The 22,672-nt window shown below is 67.7% G+C and carries 21 protein-coding genes; 8 read left to right on the top strand and 13 right to left on the bottom strand.

All coding sequences use genetic code 11. From position 1 onward, the window contains the following. Positions 1–132: 132 nt before the first annotated feature. Positions 133–990 carry a TraB/GumN family protein gene (locus tag ACTHQV_RS12685; RefSeq protein WP_440490732.1) on the bottom strand — a complete coding sequence of 286 codons (858 nt, stop codon included), beginning with the start codon at positions 988–990 and terminating at the stop codon, positions 133–135. 124 nt (positions 991–1,114) lie between these two features. Between ACTHQV_RS12685 and ACTHQV_RS12690 the strand changes: the two genes are divergently transcribed. From ACTHQV_RS12690 to ACTHQV_RS12705, 4 genes are all read left to right on the top strand, one after another. Beyond that, positions 1,115–1,981, top strand: a complete 867-nt coding sequence (locus ACTHQV_RS12690; protein WP_440490789.1) for a glycine--tRNA ligase subunit alpha — start codon at positions 1,115–1,117, stop codon at positions 1,979–1,981. Further along, positions 1,978–4,233, top strand: coding sequence for a glycine--tRNA ligase subunit beta (gene glyS / locus ACTHQV_RS12695; protein WP_440490733.1), 2,256 nt, complete (start codon positions 1,978–1,980; stop codon positions 4,231–4,233). Before ACTHQV_RS12690 ends, glyS begins: the two co-directional genes overlap by 4 nt. A gap of 102 nt (positions 4,234–4,335) precedes the next feature. Continuing rightward, positions 4,336–6,996 (top strand): pyruvate, phosphate dikinase, encoded by a 2,661-nt coding sequence (gene ppdK / locus ACTHQV_RS12700; protein ID WP_440490735.1) that lies wholly within the window; start codon positions 4,336–4,338, stop codon positions 6,994–6,996. A 7-nt stretch (positions 6,997–7,003) separates the two neighbouring features. Continuing rightward, a complete protein-coding gene (locus ACTHQV_RS12705; RefSeq protein ID WP_440490736.1) occupies positions 7,004–7,198 on the top strand; it encodes a hypothetical protein in 195 nt (64 codons plus the stop codon). Positions 7,199–7,243: 45 nt separating this feature from the next. Here the strand turns inward: ACTHQV_RS12705 and ACTHQV_RS12710 are convergent, their stop codons facing one another. The 8 genes from ACTHQV_RS12710 to ACTHQV_RS12745 all read right to left on the bottom strand — a co-directional run bounded on the left by ACTHQV_RS12710 (position 7,244) and on the right by ACTHQV_RS12745 (position 15,017). Continuing rightward, a complete protein-coding gene (locus ACTHQV_RS12710; RefSeq protein ID WP_440490737.1) occupies positions 7,244–7,789 on the bottom strand; it encodes a hypothetical protein in 546 nt (181 codons plus the stop codon). A gap of 73 nt (positions 7,790–7,862) precedes the next feature. Continuing rightward, positions 7,863–8,852: a type II secretion system F family protein gene (locus tag ACTHQV_RS12715; protein ID WP_440490739.1), complete on the bottom strand. Its 990-nt coding sequence runs from the start codon at positions 8,850–8,852 to the stop codon at positions 7,863–7,865. A gap of 4 nt (positions 8,853–8,856) precedes the next feature. Beyond that, positions 8,857–9,834 carry a type II secretion system F family protein gene (locus tag ACTHQV_RS12720; protein ID WP_440490741.1) on the bottom strand — a complete coding sequence of 326 codons (978 nt, stop codon included), beginning with the start codon at positions 9,832–9,834 and terminating at the stop codon, positions 8,857–8,859. 16 nt (positions 9,835–9,850) lie between these two features. Further along, positions 9,851–11,131 (bottom strand): pilus assembly protein CpaE, encoded by a 1,281-nt coding sequence (locus ACTHQV_RS12725; RefSeq protein WP_440490742.1) that lies wholly within the window; start codon positions 11,129–11,131, stop codon positions 9,851–9,853. Beyond that, complete coding sequence (locus ACTHQV_RS12730) at positions 11,131–11,781, bottom strand: CpaD family pilus assembly protein (RefSeq protein ID WP_440490744.1); 651 nt, start codon at positions 11,779–11,781, stop codon at positions 11,131–11,133. The genes ACTHQV_RS12725 and ACTHQV_RS12730 overlap by 1 nt, the downstream gene beginning before the upstream one ends. Positions 11,782–11,792: 11 nt before the next feature. Beyond that, entirely contained in the window at positions 11,793–13,457 is a 1,665-nt protein-coding gene (locus ACTHQV_RS12735) for a pilus assembly protein N-terminal domain-containing protein (RefSeq protein WP_440490745.1), read from the bottom strand. Further along, positions 13,457–14,497, bottom strand: a complete 1,041-nt coding sequence (gene cpaB / locus ACTHQV_RS12740) for a Flp pilus assembly protein CpaB (RefSeq protein ID WP_440490747.1) — start codon at positions 14,495–14,497, stop codon at positions 13,457–13,459. The genes ACTHQV_RS12735 and cpaB overlap by 1 nt, the downstream gene beginning before the upstream one ends. Before the next feature lie 46 nt (positions 14,498–14,543). Continuing rightward, a complete protein-coding gene (locus ACTHQV_RS12745; protein WP_440490748.1) occupies positions 14,544–15,017 on the bottom strand; it encodes an A24 family peptidase in 474 nt (157 codons plus the stop codon). 46 nt (positions 15,018–15,063) lie between these two features. On the opposite strand from ACTHQV_RS12745, the gene ACTHQV_RS12750 reads away from it, so the two are divergent. From ACTHQV_RS12750 to ACTHQV_RS12765, 4 genes are all read left to right on the top strand, one after another. Beyond that, entirely contained in the window at positions 15,064–16,023 is a 960-nt protein-coding gene (locus ACTHQV_RS12750) for an alpha/beta fold hydrolase (RefSeq protein ID WP_440490749.1), read from the top strand. Continuing rightward, positions 16,020–17,111 carry an NAD(P)/FAD-dependent oxidoreductase gene (locus ACTHQV_RS12755; RefSeq protein ID WP_440490750.1) on the top strand — a complete coding sequence of 364 codons (1,092 nt, stop codon included), beginning with the start codon at positions 16,020–16,022 and terminating at the stop codon, positions 17,109–17,111. Before ACTHQV_RS12750 ends, ACTHQV_RS12755 begins: the two co-directional genes overlap by 4 nt. A 74-nt stretch (positions 17,112–17,185) precedes the next feature. Continuing rightward, positions 17,186–18,763 (top strand): aldehyde dehydrogenase (NADP(+)), encoded by a 1,578-nt coding sequence (locus tag ACTHQV_RS12760; protein ID WP_440490751.1) that lies wholly within the window; start codon positions 17,186–17,188, stop codon positions 18,761–18,763. 173 nt (positions 18,764–18,936) lie between these two features. Further along, positions 18,937–19,080, top strand: coding sequence for a hypothetical protein (locus ACTHQV_RS12765; RefSeq protein ID WP_162235335.1), 144 nt, complete (start codon positions 18,937–18,939; stop codon positions 19,078–19,080). Positions 19,081–19,591: 511 nt separating this feature from the next. Here the strand turns inward: ACTHQV_RS12765 and ACTHQV_RS12770 are convergent. Genes ACTHQV_RS12770 through ispH form a run of 4 tightly spaced genes read right to left on the bottom strand, consistent with a single transcriptional unit; the run spans position 19,592 to position 22,609 of the window. Further along, positions 19,592–20,257 carry a hypothetical protein gene (locus ACTHQV_RS12770; RefSeq protein ID WP_440490752.1) on the bottom strand — a complete coding sequence of 222 codons (666 nt, stop codon included), beginning with the start codon at positions 20,255–20,257 and terminating at the stop codon, positions 19,592–19,594. Then, positions 20,254–20,706, bottom strand: a complete 453-nt coding sequence (gene rnhA, locus ACTHQV_RS12775; RefSeq protein ID WP_440490753.1) for a ribonuclease HI — start codon at positions 20,704–20,706, stop codon at positions 20,254–20,256. Before rnhA ends, ACTHQV_RS12770 begins: the two co-directional genes overlap by 4 nt. Beyond that, positions 20,703–21,656 (bottom strand): homoserine kinase, encoded by a 954-nt coding sequence (thrB, locus tag ACTHQV_RS12780; RefSeq protein WP_440490754.1) that lies wholly within the window; start codon positions 21,654–21,656, stop codon positions 20,703–20,705. Before thrB ends, rnhA begins: the two co-directional genes overlap by 4 nt. Then, positions 21,656–22,609 carry a 4-hydroxy-3-methylbut-2-enyl diphosphate reductase gene (gene ispH, locus ACTHQV_RS12785; protein WP_440490755.1) on the bottom strand — a complete coding sequence of 318 codons (954 nt, stop codon included), beginning with the start codon at positions 22,607–22,609 and terminating at the stop codon, positions 21,656–21,658. Before ispH ends, thrB begins: the two co-directional genes overlap by 1 nt. Between the last annotated feature and the right edge of the window lie 63 nt (positions 22,610–22,672).

Genomic DNA, 22,672 nt, shown 5'->3' on the forward strand with positions numbered 1-22,672 from the left:
TTCGAGCGGAGGTTCGAGCCTGTCAAGAACCGTAGTCGAGAAGGGGTGCCCCAAGCCAGGCGTTCTCGACGGGCGCTTCTCGACTGCGCTCGAAGCTGCTCGAACCGAACGAATTTAGGGTGACGGAACGGCCTACCGTACCCGCCGCACCTCGACCCCCATCGCCTGCAACCGCGCCTGCACGCTGTCCGGCCCGGCCAGATGCCCCGCGCCGACCGCGACGAAGCGGGTACCGGGTTGGCGCATCCACCTGCCGATCGTGCGTGTCCATGCCGCATTGCGCCGCTCGAGCAGCGCGGTGCGGACCGACGGGCCGGCTGCGTCGAGGTCGCTCGCCAGCAGCCGGTCGAGCGTGGCGACATTGCCCTTGCCCCAGGTCGCGACAATGCGGTCCATCGCCGCCACCGGTTCGGGGTCGTCGAGGACGCGGGCGAGCATCGTGCGCTGTGCGGGTTGCGGCAGCGCGGCGAAGATGGCGATTTGCTTCTCGATCGTCTCCAGCGGCTCGATCGTGGTGCCGCTGCGATCGGCGAGTCGCGCCAGCAGCGCCTCGGGGGCGGGCGCGGGGCTGTAGCCGGCGCGGGCGAGCGGCTGGGCGGCGAGGGTGGTGGCGGCGAACCACGGATCGGTCGCATCGAACGCTTGGGCGGGAAAGCCGAGATCGTGCGCCCGCTTGCGCAGGCGGCGGTCGAGGTCGGGCGGCAGCGGGGCGGGTTTGACCGGCGCGACCTTCACCAGCGACTCTGCCATCGCATCGTCCGTCACCGGCGCGATTTCGAGGGTCAGCACGTCGCTGTCGGCGAACGCTTTGGCCACGGCGCCCGTCAGCCATGGCGTACCCTGTCGCAACTGATGGACCGTGCCGAACAGCCAGATCGTCGTATCGCCATCGCGCGCGACCCACAGCGCCGGGGCGAGCGCCGCCGGCGCCGCGATCGGGCTGGCCAGCGAAAGCCAGCACAGGAGGGCGAGGAGCGGGCGGGCGAACATGCGGTCGGTCTAGCGGGGCGGTGCGCCTGGCGGCAACCTTGACCCGCGCTCCACCCAAAGGCTAGGCGCGGGTGCTCTTGCATTCAAAGGCGAAACCATGTCCGCCCCGCTCAGCTTCCAGAAAATGATCCTGACGCTCCATGATTATTGGAGCGATCGGGGCTGCGTCATCCTGCAACCCTATGACATGCGGATGGGGGCGGGGACGTTCCACCCGGCGACCACGCTGCGCGCGCTGGGGCCGGAGCCGTGGAACGCGGCGTTCGTCCAGCCTTCGCGGCGGCCAACCGACGGGCGCTATGGCGAGAACCCGAACCGGTTGCAGCATTATTACCAGTATCAGGTGATCCTCAAGCCTTCGCCGCCCGATCTGCAAGAGCTGTATCTGGGGTCGCTGGCGGCGATCGGCATCGACTTCACCCAGCACGATATCCGCTTCGTCGAGGATGACTGGGAATCGCCGACCTTGGGCGCATGGGGGCTTGGCTGGGAAGTTTGGTGCGACGGGATGGAAGTCACCCAGTTCACTTATTTCCAGCAGATGGGCGGGTTCGACTGCAAGCCGGTCGCGGGCGAGCTGACCTATGGGTTGGAGCGGCTGGCCATGTATATCCAGGACAAGGACAGCGTGTACGATCTGGCGTTCAACGACGCCGGCGTCACCTATGGCGACGTGTTCCTCGAGAACGAGAAACAGATGTCGAAATGGAATTTCGAGGTCGCCGATACCGACGGCCTGTTCGACCTGTTCAGGAAGGCGGCGGCCGAGTGCGAGAATGCGCTGGCCAATGACGTGCCGATCGCAGCCTATGAACAGGCGATCGAGGCGAGCCATGTGTTCAATCTGCTCAACGCGCGCGGCGTGATCTCGGTCGCCGAGCGGCAGGCCTATATCGGGCGGGTGCGCGATCTGGCGAAGGCCAGCTGCGCGAAGTTCATCGAGACGCAGACGCCCGCCTGGCAGGCGAAGTTTCCGGGGTGGGTGGCATGAGCGATTTCCTGCTCGAATTACGGTCGGAGGAGATTCCGGCGCGGATGCAGGCGAAGGCCCGCGAGGACCTGTCGAAGCTGTTCGTCGGCGAACTGGGCAAGGCGGGTATCGCGGCGGCGCGGATCACGACCTATGCGACGCCGCGGCGGCTGGTGCTGATCGCGCATGACCTGCCCGAGCGAACCGAGCCGGTGCGCGAAGAGGTGAAGGGGCCGCGCGCCTCCGCCCCGCCACAGGCGCTGGAAGGGTTTCTGCGCAAGACCGGACTGACGCGCGAGGCGCTGACCGAACGTGACGGCGTGCTGTTCGCGGTGACCGAGGTGCCGGGGCGCGAGACGGCGCAGGTGTTGGCGGCGGCGATCCCGGCGATCGTCCGCGCGTTCCCGTGGCCCAAGTCGATGCGCTGGGGCGCGGCGTCGCTCAGCCCGGAGTCCCCACGTTGGGTACGGCCGTTGGAGGGCATCGTCGCGCTGTTCGGCAGCGAGGTGGTGCCGTGCGAGGTCGCGGGGGTGACGAGCGGGGCGGTGACGCTCGGCCATCGTTTCCACCATCCGGGCGCGATCACCATCGGGTCGGCGGCGGACTATGTCGAGAAGCTGCGCGCGTGCCATGTGATCGTCGATCAGGACGAACGCGCTGCGATCATCGCGGTGGGTGCCAAGATGGCGGCGCAGGGTGCGGGCCTCCGCCTCGTCGAGGATGAGGGGCTGCTGGCGGAGAATGCCGGGCTGACCGAATGGCCGGTGCCGTTGATCGGACGCTTCGACGAAGCGTTCCTCGCCGTGCCGCCCGAAGTGATCCAGCTGACCGCGCGGGTGAACCAGAAATATTTCGTGTGCCGCGACGCCGATGGCAGGCTGGCGAACGCGTTCGTCTGCACCGCCAATATCGATGCGGCGGATGGCGGCGAACGGATCGTCGCGGGCAATGCCAAGGTGCTGGCGGCGCGGCTGTCGGATGCGAAGTTTTTCTACGAAACCGATCTGAAGACGCGGCTGGAGGACCAGCTACCGAAGCTCGAGAAGATCGTGTTTCACGAGAAGCTGGGCACGGTCGCCGACAAGGTCCAGCGGGTCGCGAAACTCGCGCGGTGGCTGGTGGAAAGCGGAATTATCCTCCCCGGTACGGGGAGGGGGACCGCCGGCGCAGCCGGTGGTGGAGGGGGGCTTCCTTCTCCCGAAACGGCAGCGAATGCCGGCACCCCCCTCCACCATCCTGCGGATGGTCCCCCTCCCCGTGCCGGGGAGGATATGGCGCTCGCCGACATGGCCGAGCGCGCGGCGCGGCTCGCCAAGGCCGATCTGGTCACCGGAATGGTCGGCGAGTTCCCCGAATTGCAGGGGCTGATGGGCGGTTACTATGCCGCCGCACAGGGTGAGCCCCGGCAAGTCGCCGAGGCGGTGCGCGATCATTACAAGCCGGTCGGGCAGGGCGACGATGTCCCCACCGCGCCGGTGACGGTTGCGGTGGCGCTGGCCGACAAGCTCGACAGCATCGTCCAGTTCTTTGCGGTCGGGTTGAAGCCGAGTGGGTCGAAGGATCCGTTCGCGCTGCGCCGGTCGGCACTGGGTGTGCTGGCCCTGCTGCTCGACAATGGCGTGCGCGTGTCGCTCTCGAAGGCGACGGCGGCAGCGGGTGCGACGGCGCATGAGGACGTGATCGACTTCTTCGCCGACCGCCTGAAAGTCCAGCAGCGCGAGGCGGGCGTCCGGCACGACCTGATCGACGCGGTGTTCGCGCTGGGCGGCGAGGACGATCTCGTCCGCCTGCTCGCGCGCGTTCATGCGTTGCAGGCGTTCGTCACGACCGAGGACGGCGCGAACCTGCTCGCCGGATACAAGCGCGCCGCGAACATCCTCAGGAAGGAAGCGCCAGGCACCAGCAAGCACATCCCGGAGACCGGCGAGGAGGACCCGCTGGCCGAGGTCGAGGATCCCGATTTCGCGCCGATCGTCGCCGAATATGCGCGGACCGAGCGCGAGAAGCGCGACTATGACCGCGAACCGGCCGAAGCCGCGCTGATCGCGGCGCTCGATACGGCCGAACCGCAGGCGGAACGGGCGATCGCGGCGGAAGATTTCGGCGGGGCGATGGCGGCGCTGGCGTCGCTGCGCGCGCCGATCGACGCGTTCTTTACCGACGTGACCGTCAACGATGCCGACCCGCACAAGCGCACCGCGCGGCTCGCCTTGCTGGCACGGGTGCGCGATGCGGTACACCGCGTCGCCGATTTCTCGAAAATTGAGGGCTGACCTGTCGGTTTAACCCGTTTAACGGGGGTTTAGGGCAAGGCCCGATCGAATCAAGATACCCCGACGCGGAACCACCTGCGCGGAGAGCATGGGGAACGAGCAATGACGCAATATGTCTATCGCTTCGGCGGCGGGGTTTCGGACGGAGGATCGGGCGACAAGGTGCTGCTGGGCGGCAAGGGCGCGAACCTTGCCGAAATGGCCTCGATCGGTCTGCCGGTGCCGCCGGGCTTCACCATCGCGACGACGATGTGCACGCGCTATTATGAGGAAGGCCAGACCTTTCCGGACAGCGTACGCGACGAGGTGAAGACCGGCATCGCCCATATCGAGGGCGTGACCGGCAAGCGCTTCGGTGATCCTGCCGATCCGCTCCTCGTCTCGGTCCGCTCGGGCGCGCGCATTTCGATGCCGGGCATGATGGACACCGTGCTGAACCTCGGCCTCAACGACCAGACGGTCGAGGGGTTGGCGAGCGTGTCGGACGACGCGCGTTTCGCGTGGGACAGCTATCGCCGCTTCATCCAGATGTATTCGGACGTGGTGCTCGAACTCGACCATGGCCGGTTCGAGGAGGCGCTGGAAATCGCGAAGGAAGATCGCGGCTATTATCTCGACACCGACCTGACCGCCGATGACTGGCGCGCGCTGGTCGCGCAGTACAAGGACATCGTCGTCGAGCTGTGGGGCAAGCCGTTTCCGCAGGACGTGCACGACCAGCTATGGGGCGCGATCGGCGCGGTGTTCGGGTCGTGGCAGGCGGACCGGGCGAAGGTCTATCGCCGGTTGAACGACATTCCGGGCGACTGGGGCACCGCGGTCAACGTGCAGGCGATGGTGTTCGGCAATATGGGCGACACGTCGGCGACTGGCGTCGCGTTCACGCGCGATCCGTCGACTGGCGACAATGCCTATTACGGCGAATTCCTCATCAACGCCCAGGGCGAGGACGTGGTCGCGGGCATCCGCACGCCGCAGTACCTGACCACCGCCGCCCGCGCGGCAGCGAACGCCAAGCCGCTGTCGATGGAAGAGGCGATGCCCGACGCCTATGCCGAACTGGCGGCGGTGTTCGACCGGCTCGAGCGGCATTACCGCGACATGCAGGACATCGAATTCACGGTGCAGCAGGGCAAGCTGTGGATGCTGCAGACCCGGTCGGGCAAGCGCACCGCCAAGGCTGCGCTGAAGATCGCGGTCGACATGGCCGAGGAAGGGCTGATCTCGCGCGAGGAAGCGATCGCTCGCGTCGATCCGCAGGCATTGGATCAGCTGCTCCACCCGACCCTCGACCCGAAGGCAACGCGCGACGTGCTGACCAAGGGGTTGCCGGCCTCGCCGGGTGCGGCGAGTGGCATCGCGGTGTTCGACAGCGACACCGCCGAGCGGCGCGCCAATGCCGGCGATGCGGTGATCCTGATCCGCACCGAAACGTCGCCGGAAGACATTCACGGCATGCACGCGGCGCGCGGCATCCTGACCGCGCGCGGGGGCATGACCAGCCACGCCGCCGTCGTCGCACGCGGCATGGGCCGGCCGTGCGTATCGGGTGCCGGCAGCATCTCGATCGATGCCAAGGCGGGCGTGATGAAGGTAGCCGGGCGTGAGATTCGCGAGGGCGATGTCGTCACCATCGATGGTGCGACCGGTGAGGTGATGGCCGGTGCCGTCGCGACGGTGCAGCCCGAACTGGCCGGCGATTTCGGCACGCTGATGGAATGGGCCGATGGCGTCCGTCGCCTGAAGGTGCGGACCAACGCCGAAACCCCGCTCGATTGCCGCACCGCGCGCGATTTCGGCGCAGAGGGGATCGGGCTGTGCCGGACCGAGCATATGTTCTTCGAACAGTCGCGGATCACCGCCGTGCGGCAGATGATCCTCGCCGAGGACGAAGCCGGGCGTCGTGCCGCGCTGGAGCGGTTGCTGCCTGAACAGCGCAGCGATTTCGTCGAGATTTTCGAGGTGATGGTAGGTCTCCCCTGCACCATCCGCCTGCTCGACCCGCCGCTCCACGAATTCCTGCCGCATGCCGAGGCGGAGTTCGCCGAAGTCGCACAGGCGGCGGGCATCGAGGTCGAGCAGCTGAAGCGCCGCGCGGCCGAGCTGCACGAATTCAACCCGATGCTCGGCCATCGCGGCTGCCGGCTGGGCGTGACTTATCCCGAAATCTACGAGATGCAGGCGCGTGCGATCTTCGAAGCGGCGGTGATCGTCGCCGAGAAATCGGGCGAGGCACCGATCCCTGAGGTCATGATCCCGCTGGTCGGCACCAAGCGTGAGCTGGAGCTGATGAAGACGGTCGTCGACAAGGCGGCGCAGGCGGTGTTCACCGACAAGGGGCGGACGATCGAGTATCTGGTCGGTACGATGATCGAATTGCCGCGCGCTGCGCTCAAGGCCGGCGAGATTGCCGAGGCCGGGCAGTTCTTCTCGTTCGGGACCAACGACCTGACGCAGACGACGCTAGGTGTCAGCCGCGACGATGCCAGCCGGTTCCTGGGTGCCTATGTCGAAAAGGGCATCTATGCGCGCGATCCGTTCGTCTCGATCGATGTCGAGGGCGTGGGCGAACTGATCGAACTGGCCGCCGAGCGCGGGCGCAAGACCCGCCCCGACATTAAGCTCGGCATTTGCGGCGAGCATGGTGGCGACCCGGCGTCGATCGCCTTCTGTGAAACGGTCGGATTGGACTATGTGTCGGCTAGCCCGTACCGCGTGCCGATCGCCCGGCTGGCAGCGGCGCAGGCGGCACTGAAGAAGTGAGAAGCGTATGACGAACGATACGGCACGGGTGACGAAGGACGGGTTCGACCGCATCGGCCCGTTCCACCCCGCATTCGTCTGGGGCGCGGTGATCGTGTTCGACCTGCTCGTCGTACTCGCGGTGCTGCTGGCGGTCACCAAGATCGGCGACAAGGTCGAGGACGTGGTGTTTCCCGGTGGTACCGAGTGGGTGACGTTCTAGACGCGTAGCGGAGTCTCCCCTCCCTTGGTCGGGAGGGGCGATCCTTTATCCCCAGCGGGTGCTGTGGTCGTCGTCGCGGCCTTCGTGGAGCATCGCCGCCTGTTCGCGCCAGCGTTCGTGGTCGATCGTGCCGGGGCGCAGGCGCAGATCATCCTCCAGCGCGCGCTCGTCGGCTTCGCTCAACCCCTCGATCGCGCGATAGGTCTTGATGCCGCGTTGGCCCAGCGCATGTTCGAGATCGGCGTCGATGCCGCGGATGCGCGACAGATTGTCGCGGCCCCAGCCGAAAAAGCCGCTGCCATGGCTAGTGCCGGCTGCCGCCCCGGTTGCCGCCGCGGCACTGGTCGCAGTCGTCGCCGTGGTGCGCTCCTTCAGCAGCCGGTCGCGCTCCGCCTCCACCTCCTGCAACCGCGCGTCACGGGTCTTCAGGTCGTTGGCGACTTCGGTGCGATACGCCTTGTGCGCGGCTTCCTCGTCGCGGAAGCGCTGTTTCCACTTCTTGCCGCCCGACGACGAGGCGAGGCCGAAGAACCAGCCGGCGAGGAGGACGAGCGCGAGAACCGCGAATTGGGTCGGCGTCTGGAACAGCATGTGCGGGCCCCTTCGGTGATTACGGGACGACAACGGTCGGGCGGGGGCGGCGTTCCGCACCCGCCGGGCTGCACTATTTGCTGAAGGCGTCGCTAATGCTGCAGGCGGCGGGGCCGAGGATGACGACGAACAGCGTCGGCAGAATGAACAGGATCAGCGGCACGGTCATGATCGCGGGCAGGCGGGCCGCCTTTTCCTCGGCGCGCATCATGCGTTCGTTGCGAAATTCAGCCGAAAGGACGCGCAACGCGCTGGCGAGCGGGGTGCCGTATTTCTCGGTCTGGATCATGGTCGTCACCACGCCCTTCACCGCGTCGAGATTGATGCGCAGCGCGAGGTTCTCGAACGCCTGGCGCCGTTCGGTCAGGAAGCCCAGTTCGATCGCGGTCAGCGAGAATTCTTCGCCCAGTTCGGGATAGGCGCGCCCCAGTTCACGTGCGACGCGGGTGAAGGCGGCGTCGACGGTCAACCCCGCCTCGGCACAGATCACCAGCAGGTCGAGCGCATCGGGCAGCCCCTTGCGGATCGCATCCGATCGTTTGGTGATCCGGTTCTTCAAATAGATGTCGGGCGCCTTGTAGGCGAGAATCAGCGTGCCGGCGACGAGGCCGTACGCCTTGAGCGGCGACCAGTCGGCGAAGCTGTCGGTACCATAGACAATATAGATCGTCGGCAGGCCGAACACGATCGGCAGCATCAGCCGGCCGAAGATTACCGCGACCGCCCAGTCCTTCGACCGGATGCCGGCCTGCATCAGTTTCAGCTGCGCCGCCTTTAGCTGCGAATCCTGTAGCACCTTCATCGAGGTGAGCAGTTCGCGGATGCGGTCGGTCGCCTCGTTCTTCTGCACCAGCTTGGCGCGGCGCTTGCTGGTCGAGGCGGTGATGCCGGCCTTCAGCTGTTCGCGCCGGTCGTTCAGCGCGCGGACGCGGCGCGTCATCGGATCGCGGACCGACGTCGCGACATAGAGGGCGACCAGCATCGACAGGACGGCGATGCCCGACAGTATCGTCGCGACATTGGCGGCGTCGAAACCCAGGATGGTCGTGGAGCCAGTCAGCATCGCATCAGATCTCGAAATTGACCATTCTGGACATGATGAACGCGCCGATCGCCATCCACAGCACGCCGCCCGCACCGATCACCATCAATCGCGGATCGACGAAGAAGCTCTGCATGTACCGGCCGTTGATGGTCCAGATCAGCGCGAACACGATGAACGGCAGCGACCCGACGATATAGGCCGATGCCTTGGATTCGGACGACATCGCCTTGATCTTCAGCTTCATCTGCGCGCGCTTGCGCAGCACATCGGCCAGATTGGCGAGCGTTTCGGCAAGGTTGCCGCCGGTCTCGCGCTGAATGGCGATGGTGATCATGAAGAACTGGAATTCGGGCGTGCCGAGCCGGTCGGCGGTTTCCTGCAACGCGGCGTCGAGGGTGCGGCCGATCTTCATCCGGTCGCTGACCAGGCGGAATTCCTCACCGACCGGGCCGTCAACCTCCTGCCCGACGACGGTGATCGTCTCAGTGATCGGCAGGCCCGAGCGGAGGCCGCGGACCAGCAATTCGATCGCGTCGGGAAACTTGGCGGTGAAGCGGGCGATGCGGCGCTTGATGAAATAGCTGACGACCAGATGCGGCAGGCCGAGCCCGACCGACATCGCCATGAACAGCGCCATCAGCGCCGGCAGCCCTTTCAACCACAAATAGGCGAACAGAACGACGATAACGCCCAGCGTCGCCTGCCCATATTGGGCCAGCGTCCAGTTGCGGCCGGTGCGTTGCAGCCGCTGCTGCAACTGTTCGACATTGGGGAGCAGCCGGGCGGCGGCACGGTCGCCGCGCGTTGCGTTGCGGTTGCCGATGCGGCGCATCTGCGCCTCCATCGCCGTCGCACTGGCCGAGGAGGAATGGCGTTCGCGTACCGCGATCAGCCGGCGGTTGCGGGCGCGTTCGCCCGACGGCCCGGAAAAGGCGAGCGCGAGCATCGCCAGTGTCAGCAGCGCGCCTATTCCGGGCACCAGGATCGGCAGGATCGCCATGGCCGCGCCCGCGCCCCTACTTCTTTGCCTTGACCGGCAGACGCGCGCGCAGCTTGGCGAGCTTGCCGACCAGCGACGTGCCAGCCTTGCCCGTGTCGGCAGCGGCGGCATCGTCCTCAACCTCGGTCAGGCGGCACAGATGCCGCGCGAGATCGACCAGCGGCGCGATGGCGCGGTTGCCCTTCGCCGCCTCGGCCAGCGGCTTGCCGAGCTTGGCCGCCTGCGCCGCGAGCTTGCCGTCGAACGCGATGACGAAGTCGAGTTTGCGTTCGATCGATCCCTCGAAATCCTTGCGGCTGATCTCCTGCGCGCCGACCGGATGGACGCGGTTGGCGAGCAGCACGACCTTGACGTGCGGCGCGTTGGAGCGCAACCATGACAGCAGCCGGATGGTGTCGCGCGCCGCCGCCAGCGTCATTTCGGTGACGATGACCGTGGTCTGCACTTCCTCGATCAGGTGCGGGTGGTTGACCAGCATCGCCCGCGGCAGATCGACGATCGTGCATTCGAACGCGTTCCGCATCTCCTCCTGCAACTGGTAGAAGGCGCTGCCGTCGGTTTCGATGGGTGCGTTGATCGGCGCTTCGGCCGACAGTACCGACAGCCGTTCGCCGGCGCGCACCATCGCGCGTTCGATGAACAGCCCGTCGATGCGGCTGGGATTTTCGATGGCGTCGGTCAGGCCGCGACCGGGTTCGAGGTCGAGCGCCAGCGCACCGGTGCCGAAATGCACGTCGAGGTCGAGCAGCGCGGTGCTGCGCTTTTCCTGTTCGCCCATCAGCCAGGCGAGCGAGGTGGCGACGGTCGATGCGCCCGCGCCGCCGCGCGTGCCGATCACCGCGGTCGCGCAATGCGGGCGCTCGACGGTCGCTTCCGCCACCTTCGGGGCGTTGAGCAGCGCATGCGCCTGCACGATCGAATCTCGGACCATGTCGGGGTGCAGCGGCTTGAGCAGATAGTCGTGGATGCCGCTGGCGATCAGATCGCGGTACAGGCGGACGTCGTTGACCTGTCCGGTCGCGATCACGATCGTGCCGGGTTCGCACACCTCGGCCAGACCGTTGATGTCGTTCAGCGGATCGCCCGATTCGGACAGGTCGACGAACAGGACGTTGGGGCTGGCCGAGACCGCCAGCGTCTGCACCGCGTTGCGCAGCCCGCCCTTCAAGACTTTTTCGATCGGCCAGCCATGTTCGGTGGCGACGCTGCGCAGCGTGTCGGCGGAAAATTCGTCGCAGACAAAGGCGACGAACGGCTCGCGTTGCGCGGACTTGCCGAGGGAGAAGGGTGCGTTCATCAGTTGCTGCTCCCGCCCGATCCGCCGCTGTTGCCGGCGCTGCCGACGCTGTTGCTGACCTGTCCGCCACTTCCGGTGGGCGCGGCGCGGCGCAGCGCGCCGACCGCCTTGCTGTTGACCATCGTGTCGGTGGTGCCCGCCGCCGATTGACCGAGCACGAGGTCGCCGGGCCGGGCGACCATCGCCGCGAGGTTCGAATTGGTGGCGCAGCCGAAATCGGACGAGGTGTGCGCGTCGAAATTCGGCTGGTAGGTGCGCGAGGTGTCGGGGCAGCCGGGAACCGACGCGGTCATGCGCGACACGACGACGCGCACGGTGCCCGGCGCGATCGCCCCCGGCGTCGGCGGGACGCTGTCGGCCAGCAATAGCCCGACGCGCGCCGCTTCCGCCGCGACATCGGCCTGTACCGCGCCGTCGCCGCCATCGATGCCGATCTCATCGCCATAGCGCAGGCGCATCGCCTCCAGCCATCCGGCAAGACGGGCGCGCTCGCCGGGGGCAAGGCCGCCGGGACCGGCGGCGACGTCGAAGGCATAGGCGGCGCGCGTCACCACCGGCTGATGCACCGATTCGACGCCGCGATTGGCGGTCCCGGAACAGCCGGCGACGGCGAAGGCGGTGCCGAGCGCGAGGATACGAAGCAGGGTCATCGAAGCGTGCCTCACTGGATGCTGAAGCCGGGGGCGACCGGATCGGCCTTGCGGCTGCCCTTGCGCGGAGCGGCCGGAACGGGGTCGCCGGTTTTGGTGGCGGGGACGACCGGCACCGGTGCCGTCAGGCCGATCGACGGCCGCGCCGCCGGCTGCGGCGCCATGGTCGGGACCGGGCGCGGATCGGGGCGGCGCTGGCCCTGCAACTGGCCCATCAGCACGCGTTCGACATCGCCGGGGGCGGAATAGCCATCGGTCGGCAGCGCGATGCGCGACTGGCTGTCGACCGGCTTCACCAGATAGGGGGTGATGACGATGACCAGCTCGGTTTCGTTGCGGGTGAAGCCGTTCGAGCGGAACAGCGAACCGAGAATCGGCAGGTCGCCTAGGCCCGGCGCCTTGTCGATCGAATTGTCATGGCTGTTCGACAGCAGGCCGCCGATCATCATGCTCTGCCCCGATCCCAGTTCGACCGTGGTTTCGGCGCGACGGGTGGTGAGCGCGGGGATGGTGGTTCCTTCGAGCTGGACCGCGCCCGCCGCCGACAGCTGCGACACTTCGGGCCGGACGCGCAGCGAGATGCGGCCATCGGCCAGCACGGTCGGCGTGTAGGCGAGGCTGACGCCATATTGCTTGTATTCGACCGAAATGGCGCCGAGGCCCTGGCGCACCGGGATCGGCACTTCGCCGCCGGCAAGGAACGAACCGGTCTCACCCGACAGGGCGGTCAGGTTCGGGTTGGCCAGCGTGGTCACCTGCCCGATCCGCTCGCCCAGATCGAGCGCGCCGAGCAGTTCGAGGCCGAGCAGTCGGCCGGCTAGGTTGAGCGTCGTACCGGTTGCGGCCTTGGCCGGAAATCCGAACAGAGTGTTGCCCGGACGCGCGCCATTGACGTCGACCGGCCCGGTCGTGGTCGGCGTGCCGGGAACGGTCGTGATCGTCCCCTGTCGTCCCTGCGCGACGCCGAACAGGAAGCCGCCCGAATTGTCGCGCGAGGTCAGGTTGACGCCGATATTCTTGACGAAGCTGCGGCTGACCTCGGCGATGCGGACCTGCAGGTTGACCTGCAACGGGGTAGCCAGCTTCAGCCGGTTCACGACCCCGACCTTCAGCACCGCATTCGGATCGGCAGTCGAAACGCCCGGATTGAGCAGCGTCAGCACCAGCCGCTCCGCCTGCGCGCTGTCGGCGGGCGAGGCGATGGTGCCGTTCAGCACCGCCAACTGGCCGACGGTGGTCACGCGGATATCCGCCTCCGGCATCGCCGCCTTCAGCATCCGGTCGAGCGAGGTCAGGTTCTGGCCGACGCGGACATTGGCCGAATAGACCACCGCGCCGCTGGCGCTGGTGGCGAAGACGGTCGCCTCGCCATCGGCCTTGCCGAACAGGTGGATCTGGCGCGGATTGCCGACATAGACATCGGCGACACCGGGATTGGACACCCAGACATCGGCGACATTGCCGGGCAGGGTGATGAGCTCGCCCTGACCGATCGACAGTTGCACGTCGGTGGTCGGCCGCTGCGTGCCGGCAGCAGGCGTGCCGATGCGGGCGGCACGGACGCCGCGCGCTTCGGGGGCCGGCGCGGCGGCGGCGGCGGGCAGGACCGGTCCGGCGACCAGCGCGATCGACAGCGTCGCGGCCAGCGATCGATGGAGCAGGCAGATGGCAGGCATTACTTGTTCCCCCCGACCGACACATCGGTCACATCGTTGCCGCGGGTAATCCGCACCGTCGGACCGCGCGGCGCGGCGGGTGCGCTGGGCGCGGGGCTGGCCGCGACCGTCATGGTGCCGTCGCCCGAATTGTCGCTGCTGTCGGTGCCCTTGCCGGGAACCGAGCTGCGCTGGAACCGTGAGACGTCGGCCCCGGTCGAGAAGGTCGACAGGCCGTCGAGCGGGCGGCTGGCGATGCGGTCGAGCGCCGCCTTCTCCGCCTTCGCATCGCCGTTCGCGGGCAGTTGCACGTCGCCGCTGGCGATCGCTTCTTCGAGTTCGGACTTGTTGTCGGCGATCGAGCGCAGCGACAACGACAGCGTGCCGACGGTCTGCGCGACCGCGATCTTTTCGGCGATGCGCGGCGTCGCCTCGACGGTGACCGTCGAATAGGTCGACACGACGGTGCGACCCTGATCGTCGCTGTTCTTGTCGGTGCGCTGGTCGGTCGCTAGCACGCGAAGGTTGCGCAGGAACGTCTCGGACGCCTTGAGCGGCGGACCGTCGCCACCGCCGGCCACGGTCTGGGTCAGCACCAGATCGACCCGGTCGCCGGGAAAGACGAAGCCCGCGACCGCGCTCTGCGCCGATACCGGCACGGTCACCGCACGCATGCCCGGCCCGAGCGCCGCCGCGAGGAAGCCCCGGTCGCCAGGCTTCACCAGCGACCCTTGCGTGATCGGCTGTCCGGCGGGGATGGCGAAGCGGACGACGGTGCCGACCAAGCTGCGCGAATCGGGCGAGGATTCAAGGAAATAGGCGTTTTCGACCAGTTCCTTGGGCCATGGCTGGAACCGCAGCGCAGCGGCGTCGATGATCGTGCCGACCGGCAGCGCCTTGGTCGCGACCAGCACGCGCGGGCCGTCGATCGGCGCCTCGACCGGCGCCGCGGCGGCGGCGACCGGTGCCGATGCCCCGACCATCAGGCTGCGCGCCATCAACGCCGTCATCGCAGCGATGACGAGCGCGCCGGCCAGCAGGAACAATTTGCGTGAGTCCATGACCTCGTTGGCCTTTCCGTTCGACTGGCCGGGTTGATTCGTGGGATCAGATATGACCGGAATGGGTTAAGATCGGGTTCGCTATGGCGAGCATCCCGGCCAGCGCGATGGCGATGCCATAGGGAATTTCAGGCGGTTGCTGCGCCCGGCGCAGCCGGCGGTCGATCAGGAACAGGATCGTCAGCACGCCACCGATCAACGACATGACCAGCAGCATCGACAGCACCGCCCCCGGCGGCAGCCACAGCGCCAGCGCGCCGATCAGCTTCACGTCGCCGCCGCCCATCTGTCCGGCGGCGTACGCGGCGACGAACATCGCGAAGACGCCGGTCGACACGCCCGCCTGCCACGCCATGGCGATGCCCGACAGGCCGTTGGCCCACCACCACAAAGGTGCCAGCAGCGCGATCGCCGCATTTTTCCAATTGGCGATTTCGCGGGTACGCGCATCCTCGATCCCCGCCGCGGCGAGCAGCAGGACGAGCGCGAGCGCCAGCCACGGAACGAGATTTCCACCCATGTCGTTAACACTAGACGTAAGGGGTTGCTAAACCGTAACCGAACCCATGGCCGCACACGCCCTGTACCGTCGCGCGATTCCCGCCGCTGCCGCCATCACGACATGGCATGCCCCCGATGGCTGGGCGCATCGCCGGTTCGACTGGGGGGCGCCCGCCAATGTCCGGCCGCGCGGCAGCCTGTTGTTCCAGACCGGGCGCGGCGACGTGTTCGAGAAATATCTGGAAGCCTTCGCCCATTGGCATGTCCGCGGGTGGAGCATCACCGCGTTCGACTGGCGCGGGCAGGGCGGGTCGGGGCGCTGCACCCCGGCGGGCGATTGCGGCGATATCGATCGGTTCGAAACCTATCTCGATGACCTGACCGCCTTTTGGAACCAGTGGCAGGCGGACGGACCGCGCGCGATCATCGGCCATTCGATGGGCGGGCATCTGGCACTGCGCGCGGTGGTCGAGCGGCGGATCGATCCGGCCGCCTGCGTGCTGGTCGCGCCGATGCTGGGCTTGCGTTCGCCGATCGGGCCGCGCTTCGGCGAGCGGCTGGCGCGGGTGCTGGGCGCGATGGGCAGTCCGCTCAGACCCGCATGGAAGGGCAACGAGCGCCCGCACACGCTGCGTCCGCGTGAGGCGATGCTGACCCACGATCCGGCGCGCTATGCCGACGAACTATGGTGGCACAGCGCCAATCCGTCGCACCATACCGGGCCGCCCAGCTGGCGCTGGGTGGTCGATGCGTTCCGATCGACCCGCGAACTGCGTGCCGATCCGCGGCTGGCGGAGACGCGGGTGCCGGTGCAGCTGCTGGTCGCCGATACCGATGCGCTGGTCGATCCGCGCGCGGCGATCGAGATTGCCGCGCGCCTGCCCGATGTCGAACTGCTGCGCTTCGGCCCCGAATCGGCGCATGAGATATTGCGCGAGGCCGATCCCGTCCGGGCGCGAGCGATCGCGGCGATCGACACCTTCCTCGACGCCCGCGCGCCCGCGCCGCACCGGGCCCACGCATGACGCGGCGGCGGGTGGCGATTGTCGGCGCGGGGATGGCGGGGGCGAGCCTCGCCGCCGAACTGGCGCCGCATGACGACGTGGTGCTGCTGGAGGCCGAGTCGCAGCCGGGCTATCATGCGACCGGGCGCTCGGCGGCGTTCTGGTCGGAAACCTATGGCGGGCCGTTGGTCCAGCCGCTGACGACGGCGTCGGGGCCGTTGCTGCACACGCCGCCTGCCGACTTCGCCGACCATGGCTTCTTGCGGACGCGTGGCGAATTGCTGCTGGCGCGCGATCCGGCGGTGCTTGATGCGCTGGCGCATGATTTCGCGAACAGCGGCGTACCGATCGAACGGCGCGATCCGCATGGCGTCGTGCCGGGGCTGCGCGGGGCATGGCATGGGCTGTGGTCGCCGGGCTGCGCCGATATCGATGTCGCCGCGCTGCATGCGGCCTATCTTGCCAAGGCGCGGCGCGGCGACGCGGAGGTCCGGTGCGACGCGCGGCTGACCGGGGCGCGGCGGGTCGGTGACGGATGGGAGCTCGGTACGGCGTCGGGTGCGATCGCCGCCGATATCGTCGTCAATGCGGCCGGCGCCTGGGCGGACGATGTCGCCGCGCTGTTCGGTGCGAAGCCGCTCGGCATCCGGCCCTATCGGCGGACGGTGGTGCAGATGCGGGTCGATCCGCCGGCATCGCCCGACCTGCCACTGGTGATCGATGCGGCGGGCGGTTTCTATTTCAAGCCCGAGCCGGGCGGGCGGCTATGGCTGTCGCCGCATGACGAGACGCCCGACCGCGCGCACGATGTCGCGCCCGAGGAGATCGACGTCGCGCTGGCGATCGATAGGTTCGAGGCGGCGGTCGACTGGCGGGTCGCGGCGGTCGAGCGGCGCTGGGCCGGGCTGCGCAGCTTCGCGCCCGACCGGCTGCCGGTCTATGGTTTCGACCGCCACGTCCCCGGTTTTTTCTGGTGCGCGGGGCAGGGCGGGTTCGGCATCCAGACCGCGCCGGCCGCCGCATGGCTCTGTGCCGCACTGCTTGGGCACGGCAATGTACCGGAGGGGGTCGACCCGGCGGCCTATTCGCCGCATAGATTGTCGGAGTAATATCCGAGTCGACTTTACGTTAGCGCTATCAATCCCTATCTCGGCGCCAACGCAATCAGCCCAAGAGGATGCACATGACGATCACCGGCGAACTGTTCCTGGGGTCCAAGCGGGTTGCCCGCGACGATCTGTTCCAGGCCTATGACCCCGCGACCGGCGCGCTGTTCGGCGAAGGTTTCTCGAAGGGCACCAAGGAGGACGCCGAGGAAGCGTGCGCCCGCGCCGCCGAGGCATTTCCGATCTATGCAGCGCTGCCGCTCGAAAAGCGTGCGGGCTTCCTCGACGCGATCGCCGACGAGATCGAGGCGTTGGGCGACGAGCTGATCGAACGTGGCAGCCGCGAGACCGGCCTGCCGACCGCGCGCCTGACCGGCGAGCGCGGCCGGACCTGCGGCCAGCTGCGTCTGTTCGCCAAGGAAGTGCGTGACGGCGCATGGCAGCAGTTGCGCATCGACCATGCCGATCCGGCGCGCGCGCCGGTGCCGAAGCCCGACCTGCGGCTGCGCACCATTCCGGTCGGCCCGGTCGTGGTGTTCGGTGCGTCGAACTTCCCGCTCGCCTTCTCGACCGCCGGTGGCGACACCGCCTCGGCGCTCGCGGCGGGTTGCCCGGTGATCGTGAAGGCGCACCAGGCACATCCGGGCACCGCCGAGCTGGTCGCGCTGGCGATCATCCGCGCGGCGGAAAAGACCGGGATGCCCGATGGCGTGTTCTCGATGGTGTCGGGATCGGGGCAGGTGATCGGCACGACGCTGGTCGCCGATCCGCGCGTGCAAGCGGTCGGCTTTACGGGCTCGCGCAGCGGCGGTACCGCGTTGATGAAGGTCGCGCAGGAACGTCCGCAGCCGATCCCGGTCTATGCCGAAATGTCGTCGATCAATCCGGTCGTGCTGATGCCCGAAGCGCTCAAGAACCGTGGCGAGGCACTGGCCAAGGGCTATGTCGGCTCGCTGAGCATGGGTGCGGGCCAGTTCTGCACCAATCCGGGTCTGGTGCTCGGCATCGACGGGCCGGAACTTGATGCGTTCCTCGACATGGCGGGCGACGCGCTGCTCGGTACTCCTGCGCAGGTGATGCTGAGCGACGGCATCCACAAGGCCTTCGAGGAAGGCCGCGCCAAGCTGGCGTCGAGCCCGGCGGTGACGCTGGTCGGCGAAGGCCAGGAACCGGAAGGGCCGACCCGTGGCCGCGCCGCGATCTTTGCCGTGTCGGGCAAGGACTTCATCGCCGACCCCGCGCATGCGCACGAAGTGTTCGGCATGTCGTCGATGGTCGTGAAGTGCACCGACGCCAACGAACTGGTCGAGGTGCTGTCGAAGCTGGAAGGGCAGCTGACCGCGACGCTGCAGATCGACGAGGGCGATTACGAGGACGCGCGCAAGCTGATCCCGGTGCTGGAACGCACCGTCGGCCGTATCCTCTGCAATGGCTGGCCGACCGGCGTCGAAGTGGGCCATGCGATGGTTCATGGCGGGCCGTTCCCGGCGACCTCGGACGGGCGCACGACCTCGGTCGGCACGCTCGCCATCCATCGCTTCCTGCGGCCGGTGTCGTATCAGGACTTCCCGGAAGCGCTGCTGCCCGAGGCGCTGCGCGAGGGGAACCAGCAGGGTGCGCTGGCCCGTATCGACGGGGCGTGGACGGTCGGCTGATCGCTGTTTGATCCGCTGACGCGGTTGCGGCACCGGCCCGCTCCCCCACCCGGCCACCCATAGAGTATCCTGACTGGGTGGCCGGGTGGGGGAGCGGGCCGGCACCGCGCTTACGGAGACAAGTGGGCGGCGGGTCGTTGATCCGCCGCCCTTTTTCGTTTTGAATAGCGCGCATGGACGACGACACGATCATCGACACCCCCGAAGGGCCGAAGCGCTGGGGGGATTGGAAGAAGAAGAACCCGGTGCAGGTGCCCTCGCGGCGGACCAAGGGCAAGGATCTGCCGAACAAGGTGAAGATCCGGACGGATGAGTGAGGGGTTTGCCCCGTACTGTGAGTAGGGGGGAGGGCATGGATAGCATCCGACCCGTTCGTCCTGAGTAGCCGCTGAGCCTGTCGAAGCGGCGTATCGAAGGACCGTGGGCGGGTGGGTGCTTCGATACGGGCCTTCGACTTCGCTCAGTCCCTACTCAGCACGAACGGTTTGGTTTTCCTTCCTCCCCCCACCCACCCCGTTCGGTTCGAGCAGCTTCGAGCTTGTCGAGAAGCGTCCGTCGAGAACGGGCTGTCTGGGGCAGGCGGGTTCTCGACAGGCTCGAACCGAACGGTGGAGAGGGCGGTTTGTCCGCTGCGCCGTCCCTCCCCGCGGAACCCCGTTCTCGACAAGCTCGAACCGAACGGAGAGGGGGGCTTGAACCGAACGGGGAGGGGGCGCTCGAACCGAACGGCGAAGGGGGGCTCGAACCGAACGGCGAAGGGAGGCTCGAACCGAACGAAAATGGAGATGTTCGAACCAACCGGGAAGGGGAGGGTGAGGTTGAGGAACCCTACCGTCGCCCGGCCAACCAGATCACATGCCGAGCGCCTTTGGTCCCCCGCGCCCGTACGACCTGTTCGTCTACCGCATAGCCGCTGTCCTTCAGCCGCTTGGTGAACGCCGCATCGGCATAGGCCGACCAGATCGCCAGCACTCCGCCGACGCGCAGCGCCCGCTTGGCGACCTGCAACCCGCGCGCCGAATACAGCTTGTCGTTGCCGGCATGGGTCAGGCCGTCAGGACCATTGTCGACGTCGAGCAGGATCGCATCCCAGCCGCCCTCCTCGATCGCCCACGCCACGTCGCCCACCGCGATCCGCACGCGCGGGTCATCGAGACAGCCGTCGAAGATGTGCGCCAACGGCCCGCGCGCCCATTCGACGATCTTGGGCACCAGTTCGGCGACGACCACCTCGGCATCGGCGGGCAGGATTTTCAGCGCGCGCCGCAGGGTGAAGCCCATGCCGAGCCCGCCGATCAGCACCCTTGCCCCCTTCCGCCCGGTCAGGTGCGCGCAGCCGAGATCGGCCAGCGCCTCTTCCGACGCCGACATGCGGCTGCTCATCAATTCGTTGCGGTCGAGGACGATCATGAAATCGTCGCCGCGCTGGACGAGGCGCAGTTCGACATTGTCGCCGGGCACCTGTGCGGTGTCGATCAGGACGCGTGGGATCATTGCGTCAGTGCCGCATCGCTGGCGAGCTTGTCGGCGCGCTCGTTATCGGGGTGGCCGGCATGGCCCTTCACCCACACCCATTCGATGCGGTGCGGTTTGGCGGCGGCGAGCAGTTCCTGCCACAACTCGGCATTCTTGACCGGCTGTTTGGCGGCGGTCTTCCAGCCATTCTTTTGCCAGCCTTTGATCCATTTGGTCAGGCCGTCCATGACATAGCGGCTGTCGGTCGACAGGATCACGCGGCACGGGCGTCTGAGCGCCTTCAACCCCTCGATCGCGGCCATCAATTCCATGCGGTTGTTGGTGGTGACCTTCTCGCCGCCCGACAGTTCGCGTTCGCGGCCATCGGCGGCACGTAGCACCGCGCCCCAGCCGCCGCGCCCGGGATTGCCCTTGCACGCGCCATCGGTCGCGATTTCCACGCGGGGGAGTTCGGCAGTCTCGGTCATGCGAAGACGGTCGGGTTCGCGTCGTACCAGTCGAGCCGGCGCAGATAGGCGAGCGGGTCCTTGCGCGTCACCAGCGCGTCGGCCGGCGTATTGATCCAGTCCCACGCGCGGGTCAGCAGGAAGCGGATACACGCGCCCTTTGCCAGCAGCGGCAACGCGGCGACCTCCGGATCGGTGAGCGACGCCTGGGTCCGATAGCCCGCCAGCAGCGCCTGTCCGATCGCCGGGTCGAGCGGCGCCCCCTTGGCGTCGAAGCTCCATGCCGAATGGGTGATCGCGACGTCATAGGCGATGATGTCGGTGCAGGCGAAATAGAAGTCGATCAGCCCCGTCACCCGGTCGCCGAGCATCAGGACGTTGTCAGGGAACAGATCGGCATGGATCGCCCCGCTCGGCAGGTCGGTCGGCCATGCCGCGACCACCGCGTCGAGCGCCGACCCGACCCGCGCGCGTAGGCCGAGCTGGATCGAGTCGAGTTGCGGCGCGCAGTCGGCGTAGAGTTTGGGCCACGCCGCTACGCCCATCGAATTGGCGCGGGTCGGTGCGAAGTCGGTGAGGCTAACATGCAGCGCCCCCAGCGCCGCCCCGGCGGCATGGGCCTGTTCGGGCGTCGGGTGGCTGACCGATACGCCCGACAGGAATTCGATCAGGCAGGCGGGCCGGCCCTCCAGCGTCTGGATCACTTGTCCTGCGCGATCGGGCAGCGCACGCGGCACCGGGTTGCCCGTGTCGGACAGCGCGTCGGTCATCGCGAAGAAGAAGGGCAGGTCGGCCAGATCGACCCGCTTTTCATACAGGGTCAGGATGAAGCGGCCGCTGGTGGTGTCGACCAGATAGTTGCTGTTCTCGACCCCTTCAGCGATCCCCTTGGCCGAGATCAGCTCGCCATGGTCGTAACCGGACAGGAAGCGCGCGAGCGCCTCCGCCGACACCTGCGTATAGACGGCCATCAGGCGGCTTCGAGACCGCGCGGCAGCTTGAACGCGATCGTCTCGCGCGTCATTTCGACCTCGCGCTCGGTCACTTCGAAGCGCTCGGCAATGCGGTCGACCAGTTCGCGGACCAGCACTTCGGGGGCGGAGGCGCCGGCAGTGATGCCGAGCGTGCCGACCCCCTCCAGCCACGCGAAATCGAGCTCGGCGGCGCGCTGGATCAGGCGGGCGCGGGTGCCCTCGCGCTCCGCCACCTCCACCAGCCGCACCGAATTGGACGAGTTGGGCGCGCCGATCACCAGCATCATGTCGCAGCTTTGCGCGATCGCCTTGACCGCATTCTGCCGGTTCGACGTGGCATAGCAGATGTCGTCGGCCTTGGGCGCAACGATCGTCGGGAAACGCGCGATCGTCGCCTCGACGATGGCGCGGGTGTCGTCGACCGACAGTGTCGTCTGCGTCAGGAAGGCGAGGTTGTCGGGGTCGGCAGGCTGGAGCGCGGCGACGTCCTCGACCGTCTCGATCAGCGTCATCTGGCCGGCGGGAACCTGCCCGAAGGTGCCGATGACCTCCGGGTGGCCGGCATGGCCGACGAACAGGATGTGGCGGCCGCTGGCGACCAGCCGTTCGGCCTGACGATGCACCTTCGACACCAGCGGACAGGTCGCATCGAGATATTCGAGTCCGCGCTGGCTGGCCGCGGCAGGCACCGATTTGGGCACGCCGTGCGCGGAGAAGACGACCGGCACGCCGTCGGGCACCTGATCGAGTTCCTCGACGAACACCGCGCCCTTGGCACGCAGCGAGTCGACCACGAACTTGTTGTGGACGATCTCGTGCCGGACATAGACCGGCGCACCGTGCTTCTGGATCGCCAGCTCGACGATCTGGATCGCGCGGTCGACGCCGGCGCAGAAGCCGCGGGGGGCGGCGATCAGCAGTTCGATGACGGGGCGTTGGGGTTCGGTCATGGCTCCAGCGCTTACGCGATTGCTTGCACGCGCGAAAGCCGGTTCCTATGAAGCGTGCGATCA

The organism is Sphingomonas sp. SAFR-052 (genome assembly GCF_051965015.1).
Taxonomy (GTDB): domain Bacteria; phylum Pseudomonadota; class Alphaproteobacteria; order Sphingomonadales; family Sphingomonadaceae; genus Sphingomonas.